This is a genomic window from Asticcacaulis benevestitus DSM 16100 = ATCC BAA-896, from assembly GCF_000376105.1.
In the GTDB taxonomy this organism is placed as follows: domain Bacteria; phylum Pseudomonadota; class Alphaproteobacteria; order Caulobacterales; family Caulobacteraceae; genus Asticcacaulis; species Asticcacaulis benevestitus.
Genome location: NZ_AQWM01000020.1, coordinates 43,088 through 67,758 on the forward strand (window position 1 = coordinate 43,088; position 24,671 = coordinate 67,758).

Consider the following 24,671-nt stretch of genomic DNA (forward strand, 5'->3'; position numbering starts at 1 on the left):
GGAAACCGCCATGCAGGATATCACCGTAGACGCCGACGAACGTGGCGTGGTCCGCGTCACCCTCAACCGCCCCGCCGTTCATAATGCTTTCAATGAAGGCATGATCGGCGAACTGACCGACGCCTTCACCGATCTGGGCAAGCAGGACGGCGTGCGCGTCATCGTTCTGGCCGGTAATGGCGCCAGTTTCTCCGCCGGCGCCGACCTTAACTGGATGCAGCGCGCCGCTGAACAGGATGAATATGCCAACCGCGAGGATGCGTTAGGCCTGGCGCGCATGTTCGAGACTCTCAATACCTGCCCCAAGCCGGTGATAGGTCTTGTGCAGGGCGCAGCCTTTGGCGGTGGCATCGGGCTGATTGCCTGTTGCGATGCGGTCGTGGCGCAACCGGAGGCGAAGTTCGGCCTGACCGAGGTGCGGCTGGGGCTGATTCCAGCGGTGATTTCCCCCTTTGTCATCGCCAAGATCGGGCGATCGGCGGCACGACGCTATATGCTGACCGGCGAGACCTTCACAGCCGCCGAAGCCCAGCACATCGGCCTGGTGCATGAGGTCGCCAGTGGTCTGGAAGCGGCGGGCGCCAAGCTGGTCGAGGCGTTTCTGGCCAGCGGTCCGGAAGCCATCGCCGACGCCAAGGATCTGTTGGCCGAGCGTCACCTGACGGCCGATCTGACGGCGCACCGCATCGCCACACGCCGCGCTTCCGACGAAGGCCGCGAAGGCATCAGCGCCTTTTTGGCCAAGCGCAAACCCAACTGGACCTCTTGATGTTCAAAAAGATCCTGATCGCCAATCGCGGAGAAATCGCCCGCCGCATCATCCGCACCTGCAAGCGGATGAATATCCAGACGGTCGCGGTCTATTCGGAGGCCGATGCCCGCGCCGCCTTCGTGCGCGAGGCCGACCGCGCCGTGCTGATTGGCCCGCCTGCGGCCAGCGACAGCTATCTGCGCGGCGATCGGATCATAGCTGTGGCGCTGGAAACCGGCACTGAGGCCATCCATCCCGGCTATGGTTTTCTGTCGGAAAACGCTGACTTCGCCGAAGCATGCGAAGCCGCCGGACTGGCCTTTATCGGCCCGCGCCCCGACGCCATCCGCGCCATGGCGCTGAAAGGCGCGGCCAAGGCTCTAATGACGGCGGCGGGCGTGCCCGTGACGCCCGGTTATCACGGCGATGATCAGAACACGGATCACCTTGCCGCAGAGGCTGCGCGGATCGGCTATCCCGTGTTGATCAAGGCGGTGGCTGGCGGCGGCGGCAAGGGGCTGCGGCGCGTCGATGATCCCGCGGAATTCGCCGACGCGCTGCTTTCGGCCCAACGCGAAGGTCAGGCGGCGTTTGGTGATCCCAAGGTGCTGATCGAGAAATATCTGGAGGTGCCACGCCATATCGAGATCCAGTTGTTCGCTGATGACCACGGCAACGTGGTGCATCTGTTCGAGCGCGACTGCTCGCTACAACGCCGCCACCAGAAGGTGATCGAGGAAGCGCCGGCGCCCAACCTGCCGGACGCGATGCGGCAGGCCATGGGACAGGCGGCGGTTCGGGCAGCGCAGGCGATCCGGTATCGCGGCGCCGGCACGGTCGAATTCATTGTTGATGTCTCCAATGGCATCGAAGGCGCGCCGTTCTATTTCATGGAAATGAACACGCGCCTTCAGGTCGAGCATCCGGTGACCGAGGCGATCACCGGGCTCGATCTGGTCGAATGGCAATTGCGCGTGGCGGCGGGCGAACCCCTGCCGAAGACACAAGGAGACCTGACGATCACCGGCCATGCCATCGAGGCGCGGCTCTATGCCGAAGATCCGCAGAACGACTTTTTACCGGCGACCGGCACGCTGGAACGGCTGGAGTATCCGCCATCGGCCCGCATCGAATCCGCAGTTGAACAGGGCGACGAGGTCAGCGTGTTTTATGACCCGATGATTGCCAAGATCATCGTCCATGGCAAGAACCGCAAGCAGGCCCTGAGCCGTATGCGTGAGGCGCTGATCGAGACGAAATTGCGCGGACTGGCGACCAATCTCGGTTTTCTGCGCCGTGTGGTATCCGATGAGGCCTTCGCGGCGGCCGAGATCGACACCGGCTTTATCGCCCGTCATCAGGAACGCCTGCTAGCGCCCTGGGCCGACCGCGAGATGGCGCCATCACCGGCCGATCCGACCTCGCCATGGAACGATATCACCGGGTGGATGCTTAATCTGCCACCGCGCGCACCATTGAATTTGAAAGCCGAGGCCGGCGAAAAAATGATCGCTTCCGGTGACATCAAGGCACCGATGCCCGGCAAGCTGCTCGATGTGTTCGTGACGGCTGGAGAGACGGTCGAGAAGGGCCAAAAGCTTCTGATCCTCGGCGCCATGAAGATCGAACACACTATGAAGGCGCCTAAGGCGGGCCTGGTTACAGCGGTTCATGCAGCGACCGGTGATCAGGTGGCCGATAAGGCGCTACTGGTCGAGATTGAGTGAAGGAAAGGGAATCCACAGATTGCACAGATTGACACAGATTAAGAGAGCGCTCTCGCGCTCAATCAAACGGCCATTCGGTATGCCGCATAAAATTAAAGCACTGAAAAATCTGTGTTAATCTGTGCAATCTGTGGATTCCTCTCTTAAAACTAAGGCCCGGCAAGCGGGCAGAAGGAAAACAGGCGATGATCGATTTCCCTCATCTGCAATTCGGCCATGGCGAGGACATTGAATCCTTGCGCGAAGGGGTGCGCAGGTTCGCCGAGATCGAGATTGCGCCGCTGGCCGCCGAAGCCGACCGCGATGATCAGTTCCCCATGCACCTGTGGCGCAAGATGGGCGATATGGGCGTGCTGGGCCTGACCGCGCCGGAGGCGTTCGGCGGTGCCAATATGGGTTATCTGGCGCACACCATCGCCATGGAAGAAATCTCCCGCGCTTCGGCCTCGATCGGACTGTCCTATGGCGCGCATTCCAATCTCTGCGTCAACCAGATCTTCCGTAACGGTAATGACGCTCAGAAGGCAAAGTACCTGCCCAAGCTGATTTCCGGCGAACACATCGGCGCCCTGGCCATGTCGGAAACCGGCGCCGGTTCGGACGTCGTGTCCATGAAACTGCGTGCCGACAAAAAGGGCGACCGCTATATTCTCAACGGCTCGAAAATGTGGATCACCAATGGCCCGGACGCCGACACGCTGGTCGTCTATGCCAAGACTGATCCCGCCGCCGGTTCGAAAGGCATGACGGCCTTCCTGATCGAAAAGGGCTTTGCCGGCTTCTCGGTGGCGCAGAAGCTCGACAAGCTGGGCATGCGCGGATCTCATACCGGCGAGCTTGTTTTCACCGATTGCGAGGTGCCAGAGGAGAATGTTCTGGGCACCGTCGGTCGCGGCGCAGGCGTGCTGATGTCGGGGCTCGACTATGAGCGTGTCGTGTTGTCCGGCGGGCCGCTTGGTATCATGCGCGCCTGTCTCGATGTGGTGATCCCCTATATCCACGAACGCGAACAATTCGGCAGCCCCATCGGCACCTTCCAGCTCATGCAGGGCAAGATCGCCGACATGTATTCGACCTGGGCCGCCTGCCGCGCCTATGTCTATGCCGTGGCGCAGGCCTGCGATCGCGGTGAAACCACGCGCAAGGACGCCGCCGGCTGCATTCTTTACGCCGCCGAAAAAGCGACCTGGATGGCGGGGGAGGCCATTCAATGTCTCGGTGGTAATGGCTATACCCATGATTATCCGGCCGGCCGGCTATGGCGCGACGCCAAGCTCTATGAGATCGGCGCCGGTACATCGGAAATCCGCCGGATGCTGATCGGTCGGGAGCTGTTTGAGGAAACAAGATGAGGCCGTCAAAAGTCACGCTTTATGAAGTCGGGCCGCGCGACGGACTGCAAGCCGAGGCGCATATGGTCACGGTCGAGGACAAGATAGCGCTGATCGACCTGCTGACCCGTAGCGGCCTGACCTATATCGAGGCGGCCAGCTTCGTGTCCGCGAAATGGGTGCCGCAAATGGCCGATGCGGCGGCGGTCATGGCCGGTATCTGGCGCGCTCCCCGCACCACCTACCCCGTCCTGACGCCTAATCTCCAAGGCTATGAAGCGGCGCGTGACGCCAGGGCCGAAGTGGTGGCCATTTTCGGCGCGGCCTCTGAGACCTTTAGTCAGCGCAATATCAACTGCTCCATCGATGAGAGCCTGGAGCGCTTCGGCATGGTGACGCAATCGGCGCGGGCGCAGGGCATCCGCGTGCGCGGCTATGTTTCGACCGTCATCGCCTGTCCTTATGAAGGCCCGATCGATCCGGAAAAGGTCGCCGAGGTGGCGGTGAAAATGCTCGATCTTGGCTGCTATGAAATCAGTCTGGGCGACACCATCGGCGTCGGCACGCCGTCTGATGTTGAGCGCCTGCTCGATGTCGTTACCGCGCGTGTGCCGCGCGAGAAACTGGCCGTCCATTTCCATGACACCTACGGTCAGGCCCTGGCCAATATCCTGACCTCGCTCGATTACAGCATCGCCACGATCGACGCCTCGGTCGGGGGCTTAGGCGGCTGTCCCTATGCGCCCGGCGCCAGCGGTAATGTGGCGACCGAAGACGTGCTCTATATGCTGAACGGGCTGGGCATAGATACCGGTGTCAATATCGACGAGGTGGTGCGCGCGGCGTGGTTCATTTCGGATGTGCTTGGCCGGCCGCCGCGTTCCAAGGTGGCTAACGCTATGGGCAAACCTAACGTACCCACCCGATAGCTTTGAGCAGGAAGGCCGAACCGCAAGCGGTAACCAGCGTGACCAGCGTGCCCCATGCCATATCGATCAGGCTGAGGTTCAGAGGCCAGCCATTGATGGCGGCAAGCCCGGTCAGATTATAGGTGCCATAGGCCACCAGCCCGAACAGGCCGGCCTTGATCGCCAGACTGACCAGAGAGACGTGGCCGGAACCGCCGAAAAGTGCTGGCCCAAAAAGTGCTGGCCCAAAAAACGCTGGCCATGTCACCAGGTAAGTCAGGCCAAAAACATAAAGCACATAGAAGATTGCGGCCGGCGTGAGGTCCGGTTTGGCGCGCATCATGCCGCCCATGGCAGGGCGGTAAAGGCTGTCCCCCATGGTTGTCAGCCAGATGAAATCGAGCACGCCGAGGATAACGAAACTGATGCCGTAAAGGGCCGCGAAGTTTTTCATGCCTGACGCTTTCCAAAAAGTGTGACGCACTTTTCAGATGAAAAAGCGCGTAAAAGCAAAAACTTAGATCCGCGCAACGGGTTTGAGAAGCCAGCCCAGCCAGGTTTGCGGGATGATGGCCGCTTCCTGCGCCACCAGACACAGGCAATCGACATCGCCTTCCATGACCGGATTGTGCCGGTCGTCGCTGTCGTCGCACATGGCGAAATCACCACGCTCGTAACGGCCTTTATGGTCGACATAGGTGCCTTGCAGCATGACGGTGATTTCACGGCCGCGATGGGTATGGTGCGGCATGGCCATGCCCGCCTTGACGTACATCAGATAGGTCTTGGCGCCCTTGGCGGCTTCCGGCAGATCGACCGGCGCCAGCCAGACACCGGGCGCGACCCAGTAACGGTTTTTCACGCGCACCTGTTTCAGCAAGTCCGGCAACTCGAAACCGTCCAGGAAGGCGGGCTGCTTCACCGGCTTTGCCACCGGCACCGGTCGCGTATTCGCCGGACGCTCGATACGGGCGAGCGCCAGATCCAGCGCACTCTCGGACAGGGCAACGCCGTCTATCTCATCGAGCATGGCGCTGCCGACGGCGCTGAAAAGCTGCAGATCGGCGCGGCAATGCGGGCATAGCTCAAGATGGGTCGCCACGCTCAGGCGCAGGCCGGGCGCCAGCGCGCCACGAAAATAATCCCACAAAAGGTCTTCACCGGGATGGTGAACGGTACTCATACTGTATCTCCGGAACGGGACGTATCGCCAAAAGCCGTGCGCAAGCGGGTCATCGCCAGGCGCAGGCGGGATTTGACGGTTCCCAGGGGTATGGACAAGGCCTTGGCGATATCGCCATGTGACAGGTCCTCGTAAAAAGACAGGCGCAGAATGGTTTTCTGCTCGGGCGGCAAGGTTTCCAGCAGGTGCGCGATATTGCTGGCCGCCTGCGCATCGACCAGCAGGTCATCGGCGCCCTTTTCCTTTTCGGATTGCCACAGATCTTCCGGCAATTCCTTGACGCGCTTGGCCTTACGCGCCGCATCGATACGCAGGTTACGCGCTATCGAATAGATCCAGGTCACCGCCGTCGCCTTGGAGGCATCGAACAGGTGCGCCTTGCGCCACACATTGAGCAGGGCCTCCTGCGCCAGATCCTCGGCTTCCTGCGCCGTCATGCCCTGCCCCATCACGAACGCCTTGAGCTTGGGGGCAAAGCGTGTGAATAGGGCGGCATAGGCGGCGCGATCCTTTTCCGAGGCGATGCGCGCGATGAGCATTTCCGCAGATTGGGTGTCTTCCGAAGGCATGACTGTCATGCGAGCAGAAGACCCGATTGTGAGGGCGCGGTCAAAGAGCATTTTATCCCGTATCAGAAATTCGCATCAGATTTTTGCTGGTTTAGGGAGTTTACGCCGCCACCAGCGGAATGGATCATGACGCATACGGAATAGTTTCCTAAAGATAGGACATAAGGCGGTGATCCGTGTCAGGGTGTGGCGCGTAGACCTTTCATGACAAGCCAAGACAGCAACGCCACCATGTTCGATTCCATCCCGCAAAAGAAGCAAAGTGTCGCCATCATTGGCACCGGCATTGCCGGCCTGTCGGCGGCCTGGATGCTGAACGACACCTGCGATATCACGGTCTTCGAGAGCGAAGCCGAGATCGGCGGTCACAGTCACACTATCAATATCGGCAGCGAGCAAAAGCCGCTGTGGCTCGATATGGGTTTCATCGTTTTCAATGAGCCGTGCTACCCGAACCTTGTCCAGCTTTTCAATCATCTTGATGTCGAGCATCAGCTTTCCGACATGTCGTTCGGCGTGTCGATCGACAAGGGTAAGCTGGAATATTCGAGCCTTGGTTTGAAGGGCCTGTTCGCCCAGACGCGCAACCTGTTCCGCCCGCGCTTCATCAGCCTGCTCCTCGACATCATGCGCTTTTATCGTGAGGCGCCGAAGGATCTGGCCGCCCGCGCCCGCGAGGATTACCGCCTGGGCGACTATCTCAAGGACCGCAATTACGGCCGTGCCTTTATCGACGATCACCTGTTGCCACAGGCAGCCGCCATCTGGTCGACCTCGGCCAACGAGATCATGGACTATCCGTTCCGCGCCTTCATCGCCTTCTTCGAGAACCACGGCCTGTTGCAGATCATGGACCGCATCCTGTGGCGCAGCGTCATAGGCGGGGCGCAGGCCTACCTGAAAAAACTGACCCCCAGTTTTGCCGATCGCATCGTCACCAGCACCGCCATCCGCACCGTGCTGCGCAACCGTAACGGCGTGGTGCTGGTCGATCAGCATGGTCAGCAACACGCCTTCGATCAGGTGGTTTTCGCCACCCATGCCAACACGACCCTGAGCCTGCTGGCCCACGCTTCCGAAGCCGAGATCGAGACGCTGAAAGCCTTCACCTATACGGCGAACGAGGTGGTGCTGCACACCGACACCGCCTTCATGCCGAAGCGTCGCGCCGCCTGGTCGAGCTGGAACTATATGGGCGAGCGCTCGGCCTCCAACGAGCAACAGCTTTGCGTCACCTACTGGATGAACCTGCTGCAGGTGCTGAAAACCGACAAGAACTACTTCGTCACGCTCAACCCGACGCACGCCGTCGATCCGGCCAAGGTCATCAAGCGCATCGTGTTCGAGCACCCGCTTTTCAACAGTGAGGCCATTGCGGCGCAAGAGCGGCTTGGCGATTTGCAGGGCCAGAACCGAAGCTGGTTCTGCGGCGCCTATTTTGGTTCGGGCTTCCATGAAGACGGCTTGCAATCGGGTCTGGCGGTCGCCGAAGCGATCACCGGCAAGCGGAGGCCTTGGGATTTCAACTGGAGCCAGAGCCGCATCCGCTACAATCCGTGGGCGCCGGACTCGGTTCTGGCGGCCGCCGAATAATGGCGGCGCCCCATATCGAAACGGGCCTTTATGTCGGCGACGTGATGCACCAGCGTTTCGCCCCGAAACAGCATCGCCTGAACTATCGCATCTTTCAGGTGCTGTTGGATCTTGACCGTCTGGACGATGACCTGAAACAGATCAAATGCCTGTCGCGCAATCGCTTCAACCTGTTCGGTTTCTATGACCGCGATCATGGCCCTGACAAGGCCGCCGCGCATACCGGCACGCTCAAGGACCGCATGATCCGTCTGCTGGCCGGGCATGGACTCTACGTCAATAGCGATCGCCTGTTCCTGCTGGCCATGCCGCGCATCCTCGGCTTCGTGTTCAATCCGATCAGCCTCTATTTCGTGCAAGCATCGGATGGCGCGATGAAGGCCGTGGTCTATGAGGTCAACAACACCTTCGGCGACCGCCATTCCTATGTGCTGCCGGTGCGCCAAAGCGTCTCAAATCAGACACATCGCCCTATCCATCAGGCCGCTGACAAGCGCCTGCATGTCTCGCCCTTCATGGATATGGACATGGCCTATGACTTCGAGCTGATCCCACCGGAAGATACCTTCATGCTCAATATCCGCCTCAAACAGCAGACGGATGGCGGCAGTTTCCGCGACATGCTGTTCGCCGGCTTCACCGCCAAACGCGAAGCCTTGCGCGACAGCGCTTTGTTACGGCTCTTTTTCGCCATGCCGCTGATGACGCTGAAGGTGGTGTGGGGTATCCATTGGGAGGCCGCGATCCTGTTGTTCAAGGGCATGCGCCTGCGCCCCAAGCCGCCAACCGAAAAATCGAGCGCCAGCTTTAAGTCGATAACGAGATGATCTTGACGAAACGCACCCTTCTGTCCGCTCTCGGTCTTGGCGGTATCGGCACGCTGCTGGCGGGCTGCAACACGCTGAGCCTGTTCAACACCCTGACGCCAAAGGACGAGGCGGTGCGGGTGGCGCGCGATGTCAGTTATGGCGATCTGCCGCGGCAGACCTACGATCTCTATGCACCGAAGGGTATGGCCAGGAACCTGCCGGTGCTGGTGTTTTTCTATGGCGGCGGCTGGAATACCGGCGCAAAATCCGACTACGCCTGGATGGGTCATGCCCTGGCGGCGCTCGGCTATCTCGTCGCCATTCCCGATTACCGGCTGGTGCCGGATGTCGTCTATCCGGTCTTTCTGGAAGACAACGCACTTGCGGTGAAGCACGTCATGGCCCATGCCTCCGAACACGGCGGCGATATCTCACGGCTCGGTGTCATCGGTCATTCGGCCGGCGGCTATGCCGCGGCGATGATGGCGCTCGATCCACGTTATCTTGGTGAGCCATCGCCGCTCAAGGTTTGCGTCGGCATTGCCGGACCCTACGACTTCTACCCGTTCGATGTTCAGGCCTCGAAAGACGCCTTTGGAAAGTGGCCAAAGGCGGAAGAGACGCAACCCATCCACTATGCGCGCAAAGTCGATACCAAATTCCTGCTCCAGCAAAGCCGCTCAGATACGGTGGTTGGCGTGCACAATGCCGTCAATCTCGACAAGCGCCTGAAGGCCGCCGGCACCGACGTGACCTTGCAGCTTTATGACGGCCTGACCCATCAGGATACGGCGGCGGTCTATTCCGTGCCCTTCCGCAAAAAGGCAACCTTGCGCCCCGACGCTGCGGCGTGGCTGAAGGCTAACCTTTAGGCGCTTGGCAATACTGGGCGATGTAATCGGCATGGCTCGGAATCTTCGGCAAAAGCGTATCGTAGATCTGCCGGACATGAGCCATGTAGTCCGCAAGGCTGTCATCCGGCACCGTGAGGGCCAGGGGTGAAAAGCTTTCCGGCATGACGCCCTGGCCGATCAGCACCTGCACCCAGTTCGCCTCCTTGAAGAGGTCATCACCCTCGACCATGACACGGCCATGTTGGCGGAAATAGTCTATCTTGGTCGCCAGACTATCGGGCACCGCCATGGTGCGACAATGGTTCCAGAAGGGGCTGTCATCGCGCTTCGTCGCCTTGTAATGCAGGACGAGGAAGTCGCGGATCAGTTCGTATTCGCGTTTGGTCTTGCGGTTATATTCATCGATTTCCGGCTGGTTGAATCCGGTATCGGGGAACATATGGGCCAGCCGCTGCAGGGCCGATTGCACCAGATGGATGCTGGTTGATTCCAAAGGTTCCAGAAAACCGGAAGCAAGCCCCAGGCTGACACAGTTCTTGACCCATGACGCTTTGCGGCGGCCGGTGACAAAGCTGATCAGGCGCGGTTCGGCCAGCGCTTCGCCATCGAGATTATTCATCAGGATATCGCGCGCCGCGTCGGCCTCCATAAAGGCGCTGGAAAAAACGTGACCGTTGCCGGTGCGGTGCTGCAAGGGGATGCGCCACTGCCAGCCGGCCGTATGGGCGCGCGTCCGGGTGATCGGCCGCAGCGGTCCGGCAGCTTTGCACGGCACCGCCCAGGCGCGATCGCAGGGCAGAAATTCCGTCCACGCTTCATAGCCGGATTTCAAGGCGCCTTCGATCAATAACCCCTGAAAGCCGGAGCAATCGAGGAAGAAATCGCCGCTGATGACCTCGCCTGATTGCAGGGTCAGGCTTTCGATAAAGCCATCCGTGCCGCGCAGATTGACGCCGCTGACCTTGCCTTCACGCCGGATGACACCCTGCTTTTCGCAATGGCCGCGCACATATCGGGCCAGCAGGCTGGCATCGAAATGCAGGGCGTAGTTCATGCCTTCCATATTGGGCGTATTGGGGATGGTGCGCAGGCGACCGAAGCGATTTTGCTGCGCCGCCAGAGCGTTCAGGCTGTAGTCCCACAGGCTGCCGGCCTTCCCGGCCTGATGTTGCCGTAGCCAGTATTGATGGAAGGGCAGGACACCGAGCGGATTACCGGGCGCACCAAACATATGGCCGTAGCTATGGCCTTTTTCGTACCAGTCGTGAAATTCGATACCGAGCTTGAAGGTGCCCTGCACGTGCTTCAGCAGGTCGTCTTCATTGATGCCGAGAAACACCAGCAGATTGACCAGTGGCGGAATCGTCGCCTCACCCACCCCGACAATGCCGATCTCATCGGATTCGACCAGTGTGATATCGACCGTGCGGCCCAGCACGCGCGCCATCATGGCCGCGCTCAGCCAGCCGGCGGTGCCACCACCGAGAATGACGATCTTTTTGATAGGGGCAGCGGGCATGAGCATCTCCATCGCCTTCCAGATGACAGTGTTCGCCGTCATTTGGAAGCCACCAACCTTCCTTATAGGATGGGCCGCCGCGTAGGTTATGCGACACCTGATCCCTAAGAAAGGCAAAAGCGCCCGCCGGTTACAAGCCGACGGGCGTCATTCGTTGCAGGATCAAGGCTTACCAGCGATAGCTCAGGCCTAGAAGGTAGGTCGAGCCGTACTTCTCTTCTTTGACTACGTTGTTGCCCTTATAGAGATAGAAGGGTTCGTCGGTCAGGTTCGAACCGGACAGCGAGATGCCAAAGTTCTTCAGAGGGCCGCTCTGGAAGGTGTAGCCGACCTGGGCATCAACCACGTTTTCCGCGCGCACCTGACGGGTTTGCAGGGAGTTGGTGTAATCAGGCACTTCACCTGTGAACTCGCCACGGTAACGGCTGGATATACGCGCCGAGAGACCATACTTTTCGTAGTAGACCGTCGTATTGATGACTTTCTTCGACAGGCCAGGCAGGTTGACGGCCGTGCCGGTGTGGTTCGGATCAATCTGGCTGTCGTTGAAGCTAGCGGTCAGGATAGTACCGAAGCCATCCAGCCACGGAGCCAGCAGTTCGCCCGGAAGCGACACGGTGAATTCCGCGCCTTTGATCCAGCCACCGTCACCATTGGCCTGGCCAGAAATGGTGCCTATGCGGTTGGCATCAGCTTTTGAACAAATCCAGGTGCCGCCGACCATATGCTTGACGGTACGCGCCGCATCGTCATAGCAGTTGCCAGGCAAGGCCGCGCCACTATAGTCCTTCAGAAGGGTTTGCGTGTAGATGTAGGAGGTCAGGTCCTTGTAGAACAGCGCCGCCGAAATATAGCCCTTGCGGCCGAAATAACGCTCGACCGACAAGTCGAAAGCATTGGCCTTCCAGGGTTTGATCTTGGCATTGCCGCCATTGCCGGTCCAGAATATCTGCTGACCATTGAGGGTCGAGACCACGCCGGTGTCCAGAACGGTGCTATAACTGGTGCCTGCTGACATGTCATCCATGCGCGGACGGGCAAGTGTCGTTCCGGCGCCAACGCGCACGGTCCAGTTTTCGGCAACAGCGAAGTTCAGGTTAAGGCTGGGCAGGATGTCGGTGTACTTGTCACCATCCGTAATCTGGCGCAGGCCCTGAGGCTGCCCAGAACCGTCAGTGAAGAACGATTTGGCCGTCTGATCAGCGGTTTGTGACATGATACCGAGATTGCCCGTGACCGGAATGCCGAACCATTGCGTATCGATATCGGCTTTGAGGAAGGCGACGTCGATGGTTTCTTCGACCGACCAGTTACGCTTTGTGGCATCGGAATCGAGGGCTTCAAGTAGACCGAAGAACCCGTCCTGATACATGGCCAGCGAATCGTAGGAAATCATACCCGAGGTATTGCCCAGGAAGCTGGCATTGGTGACGCCGAGGCGATACTTGTCGGGCACCTTCACTGTTGGCGCGCTCAGGCTCATATAGGCTGCATAGTCATCCTTGACCTTGCTGCGGTCCGTGTGGCTGTAACCGAACGCGAGCTTGCTAAAAGGCCCGCCGTGGAAGCGGCGTTCGGCTGTCAGCTTGATGATGTTCAACTCATCCTCGACGTGCGGCGCGCGGAAGAAGCCGCCACGGTTCGTCAGGCCCGACGGGCCACCCCAACCGCCCGGATCGGTCAGGAAGACGGTGTCGAAATTGCTGTAGTCCACCGTGCCGGAGAGGACATAGCCGTGGTTTTCGCCTTGCTGATCGAAGGTGATGGCGTCTGTGGCGCCCACGCCGCCCTGCCCTGTGCCAGCGGTCGATTCGATGATGAAGTCATCGCGCGTCAGCTTTTGAGCACTGAGGTCGGCACCCAGTGACCAGTTTTCATTCAGGTCATAGTTAATATTAAGGCCAAATTGATCGGTTTTGGCCTTGCGCTTGTTCGTGTAATTTTCAACCACGGTCTTCACACCGGTGAAGACACCGTTATTGATGTAATCGCCATCTACCGTGAAGCCCGGCTGAAGCTGGTTTGCGCCCCACGCCAGAGGGTATTCCAGGCGGGCAATCTTTTGCAACTCTTCGAATTCCGAATGGAAGGCATCGAGTGTGACGTGAAGTTGGTCGTTCGGCTTCCATTCGACCACAGCCATGACGCCATTACGGTCAAGGTTCGACGATTGTACGCCGTTCTTCTGGCCACCGAGAATAAACTTGCTTTTATTGGCGCCGACACAGGCCGTCGCACTACAGGTCGGAAAATCGCCGTCGCCCCAAGGCTCGAGACGAGTGAGTTGATAGGGTGACTTGGTATGGGCGTAGCCAATGGCGACCCCCAGGGTCTTACCGAAAAACTGATCGATATAGTTGAACGACCAGCGGCTGCCGGTATTTTCCAGGCCCGCGATGGCGGCGTCCTCGGAGTTCATTTCGCGGCGTATGTTGATGGCGGCAGCGCGCTTGCCATAGGCCAGCGGACGAACGGTTTGCAGGTCGGCAGTGCCGGCGATGCCCTGGCTTGTCATGCCGGCGTTCGGCGTCTTGTAAACCAGAACCTGCGAGATCAGTTCCGACGGATACTGGTCAAACTCAACCGAGCGGTTGTCGTTGGTGGAAACCTGTTCGCGACCGTTCAGGGTTGTTACGGTGTAATCGGGGCCAAGACCGCGGATCGACAGGGTCTGGGCGCGGCCATTGGTGCGCTGGGCGGCGATGCCGGGCAGGCGGGCAATGGATTCGGCGATCGAGGCATCGGGCAGCTTGCCGATATCTTCGGCCGACACGGCTTCGACGATCTGCGCGGATTTCTTCTTGGCGGAAATGGCGTCCTGAATACCACGACGGATGCCGGTCACGACGATGGTCGTCGTATCTTCTGCGGGGGCAGCAGCGGCATCCTGGGCCATAACGGGCGCTGCGAAAGCGCAAGCCGTCAGAATGGCCGCGGTGGCGCCGCAGGTCAGCAGGCGTGCTCTGAACGCTGCTGTGTGGCCCTTGGAATTAAGCATAGTGAGTTTCCTCCTGGTGTTGCGTTTTGATATGACAACGCTTGTCCCGTTCTTTGCGGGACATTCGCCTTTTGACATCTCAACCCTCAATGACACTCTGACGGCGTCTGTTGCGGCGAATATCTATCGAACACCATATTTTTTGCAAGGCTTTGCAAAATTTTGCATTCCGAGACCTGTACTATTTGTAATAATGTGGCTTTGAGGATACGAAAAACGCATTATTCACGTCAGTTTGCATGTATATATAATACAATCTGCCAAATAATGCTTCGCAATGACGCGTTATGGGCGTTTTTCATTTTTGACAAAAAGTTTAAAAAATTGCAATTTTATGCAAATGTAGCGCTAACATAGGCAAAACTCCTGCGGCACCCATGCTCAGCCACCGCACGATTCGCGCACGACCAACTCCGTAGACAAGATTTCGGTGTGAATGTCGTCGTTGGAAATCGAACCGATCAGCTTGGACACCATCAGCTTGCCGGCGCGCGCCAGCTCCTGTGAAATTGTCGTCAGGGCCGGACGGGTGAGACTCGCAAGCTGGATATTATCATAGCCGACCACCGACACATCATCGGGCACGCTGCGGCCGGCGCGCATCAGGCCGCGAATAGCGCCAAAGGCGATGATATCGGAACAGGCAAACAGACCGTCAAAGGCCAGTCCCTTGTTGATCAGCGTAAGCACGGCAGCTTCGGCCGATGCCAGTTCGAAATGCGTGGGTACGACAAGCTTCGGATCGTAGGTGAGGCCCGCTTCGGCCAGGGCGCTGAGGTAGCCCTGAAAGCGCTGCTTCATCTCGGTGCCTTCGGTTTCACCAAAATAGGCGATGCGCTTGCGTCCCAGGCGGGCGAGGTGCGACGTGGCGCGCGTGCCGCCTTGCAAATTGTTCGAGCCAACCGTGCAATATTTCTGACCGGGCAGTTCCTGGCCCCAGACGATGAACTTATTGGTCGAATCGGCGAGGTGATTGAAGCGATCGTGCAGATAGCTCTGACCAAGGAAGATGACACCATCGGCCTTGATATTGGCCATCAGGGTGGCGAGGTCGTTCTGGCTTTTGGGCGTCAGGTGCGACAACAGGAGATCGCAGCCCATATCGCGCGCCGCCTCCCCCACAGCCGAAATCATTTCCTGATAAAAGGGGTCGGAAAAGCGGCCTTCGCGGCCATGGGGCGGCGGGATAACGATGGCGATGGTGGCCTGAGAACCGCTCATCGACATCGGCATGTCCTGATTGAGCACGTAATTGTGGTCGCGGGCAATCTTCCATACGCGCCGCTTGGTGACGCGATTGACGGCGGGCGAATCATTGAGCGCGCGCGAAACCGTCGCCACCGAGACGCCCGCAATCTTGGCCAGATCCTCCAGCCTTATCTTGCCCGATATATTGTCCATCATCCCTCAACCTCGTCCGCTTTACACGGACCAGGACTGAGACAACACAAATTTATGAGTGAAAGCAAGTGCTTTCGTAGTTATGAAAAAAGCTTAATCGACACGCCAGGGCTACTTTCTGGCTTTTGATTTACCGAGCGCCTTGAAGCGGATCGCCTCGCCCCCCCCCGGCGCCATGCGCACCTTCAGCGTATCCGCCGCCGTCACCGTCTTGTCTTCGATGACGATATCAAAGCGCGCATCCCCGGTCATTCCGGCGTTCGGACCATCGCGGTAGATCTGCGCCGTGTAGCTGCGACCGGGCTCCAGGAAGGTCAGGGGCACATCGACGCTGCGCTCGGTTTCATCGGTCACCGCGCCAAGATACCAGTCCTCCGACGCCTTGTCCTTGCGCACGATGGTGGCGAAATCGCCCGGCTCGCCATTCAGCGCAATCGATTGCTCCCAGTCGGTCGGCACGTCCTTGATGAACTGGAAGGGCTTCGGATATTTGGCGTAGTTTTCCGGCAGGTCGGCCGCCATCTGGATCGGCGAATAGAGCACGACATAAAGCGCCAGTTGCTTGGCCTGGGTCGAGGCGATCGGCCTGCCCTGCCCTTGCAGGCTCAGGATTCCCGGCGTGAAGTCCATCGGGCCCGACAACATGCGGGTGAAGACGAGATTGGCCTCGTGCTCCGCCGGGTTCTGCGGGTCACCCCAGGCGTTATATTCCATGCCACGCTGGCCTTCACGCGACACCCAGTTCGGATAGGTGCGGCGCAGACCGGTGTCCTTGATGGGCTCGTGCGTATCAATGGCGATGTGATACTTGGCGGCGGTGGTCACGTTCAGCAGGTAGTGACGCACCATTTCCTGACTGTCGTTCCAGGCGTAGCGGATGCTGCCATCCGGCGCCTTGACGCGGGCGCCGCCAGCATCCGCGACATAGCCGGTCTTCACCGAATCGACGCCGTATTTTTCGTATTGTTTGAAGCCCGCCTCCATCTGCGGTTCGTAATTTGCTATATTTCCGGAAGTCTCGTTATGTCCAACCAGATGGACACCCTTTTTCAGGCCATACGCCGAGATAGCGGGCAGGTCGAAGTCCGGATAGCTTTCGGTGAAGGAGAAATTATAGCCCTTGCCGAACCAGTCTTCCCAGCCCTTGTTCCAGCCCTCGACCAGCACGCCGCGGAAACCATTTTTGGCGGCGAAATCAATATAGGCCTTGGTGTTGGTGGTGGTGGCGCCGTGGCGTGGACCGGCTTCCCATGTCCATGTGTTGAGGTGCATGCCCCACCAGATGCCGACATATTTATACGGCTTGACCCATGACACATCGCCCAGCTTGTTAGGCTCATTGAGGTTCAGGATCAGGTCCGAACCATTATAGAGCGCCGCGGCGGAATCGGTGATTTGCAACGTGCGCCACGGCGTTGGGAACGGCGCGTCACGCACCACCGGCGCGCCCATAGCCGAAGGGGCAAGGCGCGTTTTCAGGCGCTGGCCATCAACGCGGCGCAGCCACATGGCGGCATAGTCCACCAGAGCCGCTTCATGGAACGAAATATAGAGCCCCTTGTCGGTCTTGAGGGTCATCGGCGTCTGGGCTTCGCTGACCTCATCGAGCGGTGTCTTTTGATAAAGGTATTCTTCGCGGTTCCATTCGCCGGCGACATCCCACCAGGCGGTCGCCTTGTCGGCCACGGCGAACTCGGTCAGTTCGTCCATGATCTGCAGCTTGTGGAGTTGCGGCTGGTCAGGGAACTCGTAACGGAAGCCCAAGCCATCGTCATACATGCGGAAAACCACGGTCATCTTGCGGTCGTCCCACGTCTTCTGGACGACATTGACGCGCAGTTCGTTATAGTGATTGCGCGTGAAACGGCGCTCGCCCCACGGCTGTTCCCAGGTGTCATCGTGCGCGCTGACATCGGCGGTTTCCAGTGCGAAATAACGATCAAGCTTCGGCACATTGGCAAGGATGAGGCCCAGCCGCGACGGCGCGATCACCGTGTGGCCGTTGCGGGTGATCTGATAGGACAGGTTGCCATCACCGCTCAGCATCACATCGACATGCAAAACCTTGCCGGGTGAATCGGCGCTGGCGATCGTTTGGAATTTCGGCGCCGCCTGCGACGCCTGCGAAACATCGGCGGCCGGTGCTGTCTCCTGCGCCAGGGCCGGCGCCACGTTCAAAGCGGCACCTGCGAGCAGGGGGAAAACGAAGGTCATAAGGCGCGACCTGAAAAGCATGGCGATGTTCCTGTCCTGTAATTTTTATACTGTGGGCTTAAGCCAATTGTCCGCCCGGCAAAAGCCCTCCGGGACCCATGAAGCGCCTGCATACGTATTCAAAGGCGCAAACAGGGGCTGAATACGTATTCAAATTGTCTGTCACCCAGGCAAACGATAGGTTGAGACAACTTAGTAAACTTAAGCGTCTCTTTCCCGTGCACAGTGTGTATAGGATAGCAAATGTAAGCGTTTACACATTCTCTTCAGGCCGTCAATCGGGTCGTCTCCGGACGTCTTTGCATTGCCCGCCATCCTGCCATTTCGGTCGTTGTGACGCGATCGGGATACACCAATTACAGGCGTCTGTTTGTAAGCGGTATCTTCTCAACATAAACTGCTCTTTGGCCCTGACGGACCAAAGAGCTTTTTTTTGCGCTCAAGCCGCGGGGTTTCGCCGCAATGTCCTCTGCAGTTAGGTGTGGATTCGTATTCATAACGAAATTCATGCGGTGAATACGTATGCAGCGCGACGACACTCCCGCTCTTTGACATAATCACCCCAAGCACCGCACCGAAGCGGTCATAATCAATAAAATCCGAGCCGCACCGGCGCTTCGGATGCAGGAGAAGCGTATGGAATTCCGCGTTCGCAAACATGTTCTGGCCGCCTGTGTCAGTCTGCTGGCCATGAGCGCCGGTCTGCCCACCCTGGCGCAGGAGGCTATGCACGATCATAACCCGACCGTGATTGCCGATGCGAAGGCGACGAATGGTCCCGGCAAGCCCTCCCCCTGGGCCTATTCGGGTAAGCAGGGCATCGGCAGCGCTTACGAGGCCTATAAGGATTTCCAGTTCTCGGACAAGGCCACTACCGGCACCGTGTCAAAGGTATGGTTCTCGCTGGCCGAGGGCGTGGTGACCGAGACCATGTACGGCCTGATCCATCAGGCGCAGATCCGCGAATTGCAGATCGCCGTCACCGGCAAGGGCTGGACCGCCTTCGAGCGCACCGACACAATCAGCCATGTCAGCTATATCCACACCGACAAGGCCGGCCGGCCGCTCTCGCCCGCCTATCGCCTGACCAATACCGATAAGCAGGGCCGCTTCGTCATCATCAAGGACGTCTTCACCGACCCGGATCGCCAGACCCTGATGGTGCGCGTTACGGTCAAGGCGCTGAAAGGCCCGGTCACGCCCTATGTCATCCTTGATCCGTCGATGGCCAATACATCCGGCGATGATCTGGGCCACGCCAACGTCACCAACCTGCAAGCCTGGCAGGGGAATGTGGCGCTCAATCTTTCGGCCAGCGTGCCGTTCAAAAAAGCGACCGTCGGCTATACCGGCGTCAGCGATGGCATCGCCAGCCTGACCGCTTCGCAGACCCTGGGCGAATTGCCCAGTGCTGCTAACAACAAGGGCAATATCGTGCTGGTCGGGCAATTGCCGGTCGTGACGAAGCAGACCACAGTCGATCTGGCCGTAGGTTTCGGCGCCACACCGAAAGCCGCCACCGCCGAATCCGCCGCCAGTCTGAAGACCGGTTACGCCAAGGTGCTGGCCAACTTCAACGGCGAGGGCAAGGCAGTCGGCTGGGAGGACTACCTCGCCTCGCTCTCCGAACTAAAAAGCCTCATTCCCATCTCGGAAGACAACGGCAAGCTGCTCTATGCCTCGGCCCTGATGCTGAAGGTGCAGGAAGACCACACCTCCGCCGGCGCTATGATCGCCTCTCTCAGCAACCCGTGGGGCGATACGGTGACCGCCGATATCTCCGCCACGGGCTACAAGGCGGTGTGGCCACGTGACTTCTACCAGGTGTCGATGGCGCTGGCAGCTCTGGGCGACAAGGCAACGCCGGTCGCTGCTTTCCGTTACCTGCCGACCGTTCAGGTCAAGGCCAGCACACCCGGCAATACTGGCGCCACCGGTTGGTTCCTGCAAAAGGCCCATGTCGACGGCACGCCGGAATGGGTCGGCGTCCAGCTCGACCAAACCGCCATGCCGATCCTGCTCGGCGCCCGTCTGGAGCAACTGGGCCTGATCCCCAAGGCCGAACTGATGGCCTCGTGGCAAACCATGCTGAAGCCTGCCGCCGACTTCCTGAGCCATGGCGGCACGGTCGGGCTCGATTGGAACCACGCCACCATCACCCCGCCCTATAGCCAGCAGGAACGCTGGGAAGAGCAGGAAGGCCATTCGCCCTCCACCACCGCCGCGGTGATCGCCGGCCTGGTGGCCGCCGCTGATATGGCCACGCAGGCAGGCGACGCCGAGAGCGCAAAGCTTTACGCCGCCAAGGCCGATGATTATTCCGGAAAACTGGAACAACGCCTTTTCACCACCACCGGCAAGCTGCGCGGCGACAATAAACCCGCCAGCTATTTCCTGCGCATCTCGCGTTCGGACGACGCCAATAATCCCGGCACACTCGATGATCGCAATGGCCTCAAGGGTCTGCGTGCCGACCTGATGGTCGATGCTGGCTTCCTGGAGCTGGTGCGCTATGGCGTGCGGCCAGCCAATGACAAGGACATCGCCGCTTCGCTGGCCGTGATCGACGACCAAACCCTGCCGGACAGCCTGCGCGTGCGTTACGATTTCCATTTCCCCGGCGCGGGCGTGACTGTGCCCGGGTTCAGACGTTACGGTAATGACGGCTATGGTGAAGGCACGAACGGTGGAAATTACGGCTCGATGTCGCCGGATCAGCGCGGCCGCGTCTGGCCGATCTTCACCGGCGAACGCGGCCATTACGAACTGGCTGCGGACAGCCTGAAAGCCGGCGGCGTCAGCGATGCCGACGTCGCCGTCGTTCGCGGCACCTATGTTAAGGGCATGGAGCTTTTCGCCAACGAAGGCCTGATGATCCCCGAACAGGTCTATGATGGCGTCGGCTCGAAGACCACGCATGATTATACTGTCGGTGAAGGCACCGACAGCGCCACACCACTGGCCTGGTCACACGCCGAATATGTCAAGCTGTTGCGCAGTGTGCGTGATCGTCAGGTTTGGGATCGCAATGCCACGACATACCAGCATTTCACTAAGGTCAAGGATTAAGTCTCAACCCTCTTTGGCCCAACTCAAGCCCTCGTCCTCCAAGGATGGCGGGGGCTTTTTTCTTACCCTGCGGGCAGACGTCACAGCACGAACAGGCTCCGTCCCGGCTGCGAGATGTGTGCGTTACCAAACCAAGGGAAGGCCCGATGATTACTTCGCGCCCGGTTTTCCCCCCGGCTTCCATTCGGGTTTGAAATCGCTGTTGATCAGATATTCCACCGGCACGATCAGCGACTGAATAGCGGCGGTCATGAACGGTAGATCGAGATGAGCGATATCATCGGTCTTGTCGTGATAGGTCGGGGTGACCGCCCAGCCGGAAATCGTGTGCGCGACGATGCCCTTGAGCGCCAGAGAGTAGTTGTCCGAACGCTCGAAAAAGTTCTGTTCCGGATAGGGATCGGACGCGATCAAAGCGCCCTTGGCTTTCAGCGTTTCGCCCAGATTGGAACGCTCGAAGCCGGTTATCATCAGCTCGCCCTTAGCCATCTTCGGATCTTGCGCGCCGATCATCTCAAATTCGAGATTGGCGACGATCTGTTCCAGCGGGATCGGCGGATGATCGGCAAAATAATGCGAACCCAGACCGCCGATTTCTTCCGAACCGTAGGCGACGAACAGCACGCCGCGTTTCGGCTGAGGCGCCGCCGCCAGAGCATGCGCCACCTCCATAACCGCCACCGTGCCAGAAGCATCGTCATTGGCGCCGTGCATGATGGTGCCATCGGCCTGCACGCCGAGGTGATCGAGATGCGCGGTGACCAAAATCACGCCGGCCGAAGGATCGCTCCCCGGCAGATAGGCGATGGCGTTGCTCGTCAGCGCCTTTTCCAGCGTCACCTCACCCAGATCCAACGCGCCGGTCGTGGCCTTGTTGGCGACGAGACGATCAAACGCCTCCGCCGGCAGGATGGCGATATCGGCCAGACCGGATTTCGGCGGCGACTCTTCGAGATAGCTGGCGACAGACGGCGCGCGGGCTTCGGTGCCGTAACGCGCCTGCAAGGCGGCGTTATCGCGGAACACGACCAGCTTGGCGCCCTTGGCCAGGGCAGCCCGGCTCCAGCCACCGGCGCTCGCCTTGCCCATGGCGTTGATGAACACGATATCGGCGACCGGCAGCTTGGCCGGATCATCGCTGGTGGCCACCGCCACCGTGCCGCTGACGGGTTTGGCCGAGGTATAGATCAGGCGAAGACCGTCGTTCGCCGTGGCGTCGCCGATTTTCAGACTGGCCGGACCACTGATCTTCGGCTTGATGACACCGGCGGTCTGGATATAGCCGTCCATGCCAGGTGCGGGCTTGAGGCCATAGCTCTGAAACTGCGCGGCCACATAAGCGGCGGCCACGGCCTCATCATGCGTGGCGCTGCCGCGACCGCGCAGGGCGTCAGAGGCGAGAAAGGCTTCATGGGCGCTGACCCAGTCCTGTTTCACCGTCCACGGGGTTTCTGCCAATGCGCCAGTGGCAACAAACGCCAACAGGCTGGCGGCGAGGACAAAACGGTGTTTCAGCATGGAGAACCCTTTGAGTTAGGCCGCCAGTGTTAGTTACAGCGTCAACAAACGTCAAGCGAGGCGGGAATGAAGCAAGATGCCCCGCCACCAACGCGCAAGGGCGCGTCGGTCCCCCTCCCCGAACAAGTCGGGGAGGGGGACCGCACGAACCGCGAAGCGGTGAGATGTGGTGGTGGGGCCTCTTGCTTAAGTCACACACTTCGTATGGTTAAGTCGCTGTCAAGCCACAACATATAGCCGTGAACAAAGTGAAAACCGGCCGATGTCAGTGATTCGTCGCTGATTCGTTTCCGTGTCGTTCGGGGATTCTCAACAAAGTCGTTTACCTTTGAGTCGCGCACAAAAAAGCCCCCGCAGCAGAACTGCGGGGGCTTCATCTGAAAGGAAGGAATCCTACTCGGCTTGCGTGTCGACGCGGTCACCGGCGTCGGCGCCATCACTGTCATAGCCGTTCTTGACCGGCGCGGGTTGCGCGGCCGACTTGGCGGCCACCGCCACCATGGCCGGACGGATCACGCGGCCGAACAGCTCGTAACCAGCCTGCATGACCATGATGACGCAACCGCCTTCGACGTCGGTCGAGGGCTGTTCCATCACCGCCTGATGCATATGCGGGTCGAACTTGTCGCCCTTCATCGGCGCGATCTTCTTGACACCGTTCTTCTCGAATGCGCCGGCCAGTTCCTTCTCGGTCATGTCGATGCCGGCGATGAAATTCTTGAAGGCCGGATCGCTGACATCGGCAGGCACCGACGACAGGGCGCGTTGCAGCACGTCGGCCACGCCGAGCAGGCCCTGGGCGAACTTCTGGATGGCGAAGGCGCGGGCGTCATTGCCTTCGCGTTCGGCGCGGCGCTTGGTGTTTTCGGCGTCAGCGGCGTAGCGCAGCGCCTGTTCCTTGAGCGCGGCGTTTTCGGCCGTCAGCTTTTCCAGCTCGGCATTGAGCAGTTCGGTCGCGTCCTGCTCAAGTTCGTTACCATCGTTTTCGATCTCGTCACTCATCTCGTCGTCCTCTTAAACATATCGGGCCACCCCTTACTCAAGCAGGCGACCCAGAATTCGGGCGGTGTAGTCCACAAGTGGGATGATGCGGGCGTAATTCAACCGGGCGGGCCCGATCACACCGATCGCACCCATGACTTTCGCCGCGCCCTTTTGCGGGGACACCATATAGGGGGCTGCAATAACAGCCGAGCCCGACAAAGAAAACAGTTTCGACTCCGATCCGATGAAAATTCGCACCCCTTGGGCATCCTTCACATCATCGAGCAGGTCGATCAGCTCTTCCTTCTGCTCCAGATCCTCGAACAGCGAACGCACACGCTCCAGATCTTCGAGGCTCTGGGTCTGCTCCACCAGATTGGCGCGGCCCCTTACGATCAGGGCGCGCTTCTCCTTGTCGCCGCCCGACCACATGGCCAGGCCGTTCTCGATCAGGGTGGCCGCCGCCTCATCCAGCTTGCGCCGTTCGCTGTCCAGTTCGGACTTCAACTCCAGACGCGCCTCGGAAAGCGTGCGACCCTTGAGGTGGGTGTTAAGATAGTTCGACGCTTCGCTCAGCACCGACGGCGTCATGCCCGGCGCCAGAGGCATCAGGCGGTTTTCCACCCGGCCGTCGTCGAACACCAGCACGGTCAGGGCCTGCTCGGCGCTCAAAGAGATAAACTCGACGTGCTTGACCCCCGCCTCAAACGACGGCGTCATCACCACGCCGGCGCCACCGGCCAGACCGGAGAGCAGGTTCGAGGCAGCGTGCAGCGCCTGATCGAAGGTTTGCCCCTTGCCGGTCAGGCGGGCCTCGATATCGCGTTTGGCATCTTCGCCGATATCGCCGATCTCCAGCAGGCCATCGACGAACAGGCGCAGCCCCTGATGGGTCGGCATCCGGCCGGACGAGGTATGCGGCGCCGACAGCAGACCCAGGTGCGCCAGGTCCTGCATGGTGTTGCGGATCGAGGCTGGCGACAGATGCACGCCATTGCGCGATACCGTGCGCGAACCGACCGGCTCACCAGTCTCCAGATAGGTCTCGACCACATGGCGGAAAATATCACGCGCGCGCTGATCCATTTCGCTCAAAGAAGCGCCGGAATTGAGCAGGCCAGTCATGTGGGGAGGCAGTTTCATCATCCGTCAGTGTAGCAAAGCTTTAGCCCGAGCGCCAAGGGTAAAAGCCCGCCACAATTGCGCCACAAAGTCGGCGAAATCTGTCGAATACACCTATCGG

Annotated in this window: 18 protein-coding genes; 8 read left to right on the plus strand and 10 right to left on the minus strand. The window is 59.6% G+C overall.

The window, feature by feature from the left end:
• Positions 1–10: 10 nt before the first annotated feature.
• The 4 genes from B060_RS0116440 (at position 11) to B060_RS0116455 (ending at position 4,738) form a co-directional block, all read left to right on the plus strand.
• On the plus strand, positions 11–769 hold the full coding sequence (locus B060_RS0116440) for an enoyl-CoA hydratase-related protein (RefSeq protein WP_018082901.1): 759 nt from the start codon (positions 11–13) through the stop codon (positions 767–769).
• Positions 769–2,478, plus strand: a complete 1,710-nt coding sequence (locus B060_RS0116445; RefSeq protein WP_018082902.1) for an acetyl/propionyl/methylcrotonyl-CoA carboxylase subunit alpha — start codon at positions 769–771, stop codon at positions 2,476–2,478. Before B060_RS0116440 ends, B060_RS0116445 begins: the two co-directional genes overlap by 1 nt.
• Before the next feature lie 185 nt (positions 2,479–2,663).
• Positions 2,664–3,830, plus strand: a complete 1,167-nt coding sequence (locus tag B060_RS0116450) for an isovaleryl-CoA dehydrogenase (RefSeq protein ID WP_018082903.1) — start codon at positions 2,664–2,666, stop codon at positions 3,828–3,830.
• The gene (locus tag B060_RS0116455; protein WP_018082904.1) at positions 3,827–4,738 is read left to right on the plus strand and encodes a hydroxymethylglutaryl-CoA lyase; all 912 of its coding nucleotides are present in this window, start codon (positions 3,827–3,829) and stop codon (positions 4,736–4,738) included. The genes B060_RS0116450 and B060_RS0116455 overlap by 4 nt, the downstream gene beginning before the upstream one ends.
• Here the strand turns inward: B060_RS0116455 and B060_RS0116460 are convergent.
• The 3 genes from B060_RS0116460 to B060_RS0116470 all read right to left on the minus strand — a co-directional run bounded on the left by B060_RS0116460 (position 4,719) and on the right by B060_RS0116470 (position 6,478).
• Positions 4,719–5,171 (minus strand): DUF2177 family protein, encoded by a 453-nt coding sequence (locus tag B060_RS0116460; RefSeq protein WP_018082905.1) that lies wholly within the window; start codon positions 5,169–5,171, stop codon positions 4,719–4,721. The genes B060_RS0116455 and B060_RS0116460 overlap by 20 nt on opposite strands.
• A 63-nt stretch (positions 5,172–5,234) precedes the next feature.
• On the minus strand, positions 5,235–5,900 hold the full coding sequence (locus B060_RS0116465) for a ChrR family anti-sigma-E factor (RefSeq protein WP_018082906.1): 666 nt from the start codon (positions 5,898–5,900) through the stop codon (positions 5,235–5,237).
• Positions 5,897–6,478, minus strand: a complete 582-nt coding sequence (locus B060_RS0116470) for a sigma-70 family RNA polymerase sigma factor (protein WP_236621613.1) — start codon at positions 6,476–6,478, stop codon at positions 5,897–5,899. Before B060_RS0116470 ends, B060_RS0116465 begins: the two co-directional genes overlap by 4 nt.
• 195 nt (positions 6,479–6,673) lie before the next feature.
• Between B060_RS0116470 and B060_RS0116475 the strand changes: the two genes are divergently transcribed.
• Genes B060_RS0116475 through B060_RS0116485 form a run of 3 tightly spaced genes read left to right on the plus strand, consistent with a single transcriptional unit; the run spans position 6,674 to position 9,743 of the window.
• Positions 6,674–8,062, plus strand: a complete 1,389-nt coding sequence (locus B060_RS0116475; protein WP_018082908.1) for an NAD(P)/FAD-dependent oxidoreductase — start codon at positions 6,674–6,676, stop codon at positions 8,060–8,062.
• Complete coding sequence (locus B060_RS0116480; protein WP_018082909.1) at positions 8,062–8,889, plus strand: DUF1365 domain-containing protein; 828 nt, start codon at positions 8,062–8,064, stop codon at positions 8,887–8,889. Before B060_RS0116475 ends, B060_RS0116480 begins: the two co-directional genes overlap by 1 nt.
• Complete coding sequence (locus B060_RS0116485; RefSeq protein WP_018082910.1) at positions 8,886–9,743, plus strand: alpha/beta hydrolase; 858 nt, start codon at positions 8,886–8,888, stop codon at positions 9,741–9,743. The genes B060_RS0116480 and B060_RS0116485 overlap by 4 nt, the downstream gene beginning before the upstream one ends.
• On the opposite strand, the gene B060_RS0116490 is transcribed toward B060_RS0116485, so the two are convergent.
• From B060_RS0116490 to B060_RS0116505, 4 genes are all read right to left on the minus strand, one after another.
• Complete coding sequence (locus tag B060_RS0116490) at positions 9,733–11,244, minus strand: tryptophan halogenase family protein (protein WP_026172913.1); 1,512 nt, start codon at positions 11,242–11,244, stop codon at positions 9,733–9,735. The two genes, B060_RS0116485 and B060_RS0116490, sit on opposite strands and share 11 nt — an antisense overlap.
• Positions 11,245–11,413: 169 nt before the next feature.
• Positions 11,414–14,242 (minus strand): TonB-dependent receptor, encoded by a 2,829-nt coding sequence (locus B060_RS0116495; protein WP_018082912.1) that lies wholly within the window; start codon positions 14,240–14,242, stop codon positions 11,414–11,416.
• A 381-nt stretch (positions 14,243–14,623) separates the two neighbouring features.
• Positions 14,624–15,646: a LacI family DNA-binding transcriptional regulator gene (locus tag B060_RS0116500; protein ID WP_018082913.1), complete on the minus strand. Its 1,023-nt coding sequence runs from the start codon at positions 15,644–15,646 to the stop codon at positions 14,624–14,626.
• 108 nt (positions 15,647–15,754) lie between these two features.
• Positions 15,755–17,878 carry a glycoside hydrolase family 97 protein gene (locus B060_RS0116505; protein ID WP_018082914.1) on the minus strand — a complete coding sequence of 708 codons (2,124 nt, stop codon included), beginning with the start codon at positions 17,876–17,878 and terminating at the stop codon, positions 15,755–15,757.
• A gap of 615 nt (positions 17,879–18,493) precedes the next feature.
• On the opposite strand from B060_RS0116505, the gene B060_RS0116510 reads away from it, so the two are divergent.
• On the plus strand, positions 18,494–20,926 hold the full coding sequence (locus B060_RS0116510; RefSeq protein ID WP_018082915.1) for a glucan 1,4-alpha-glucosidase: 2,433 nt from the start codon (positions 18,494–18,496) through the stop codon (positions 20,924–20,926).
• 150 nt (positions 20,927–21,076) lie between these two features.
• On the opposite strand, the gene B060_RS0116515 is transcribed toward B060_RS0116510, so the two are convergent.
• From B060_RS0116515 to hrcA, 3 genes are all read right to left on the minus strand, one after another.
• A complete protein-coding gene (locus tag B060_RS0116515; RefSeq protein WP_018082916.1) occupies positions 21,077–22,444 on the minus strand; it encodes a M28 family metallopeptidase in 1,368 nt (455 codons plus the stop codon).
• A gap of 393 nt (positions 22,445–22,837) precedes the next feature.
• A complete protein-coding gene (grpE, locus tag B060_RS0116520) occupies positions 22,838–23,446 on the minus strand; it encodes a nucleotide exchange factor GrpE (protein WP_018082917.1) in 609 nt (202 codons plus the stop codon).
• 33 nt (positions 23,447–23,479) lie between these two features.
• Positions 23,480–24,574 carry a heat-inducible transcriptional repressor HrcA gene (hrcA, locus tag B060_RS0116525; protein ID WP_018082918.1) on the minus strand — a complete coding sequence of 365 codons (1,095 nt, stop codon included), beginning with the start codon at positions 24,572–24,574 and terminating at the stop codon, positions 23,480–23,482.
• Positions 24,575–24,671: the final 97 nt, after the last annotated feature.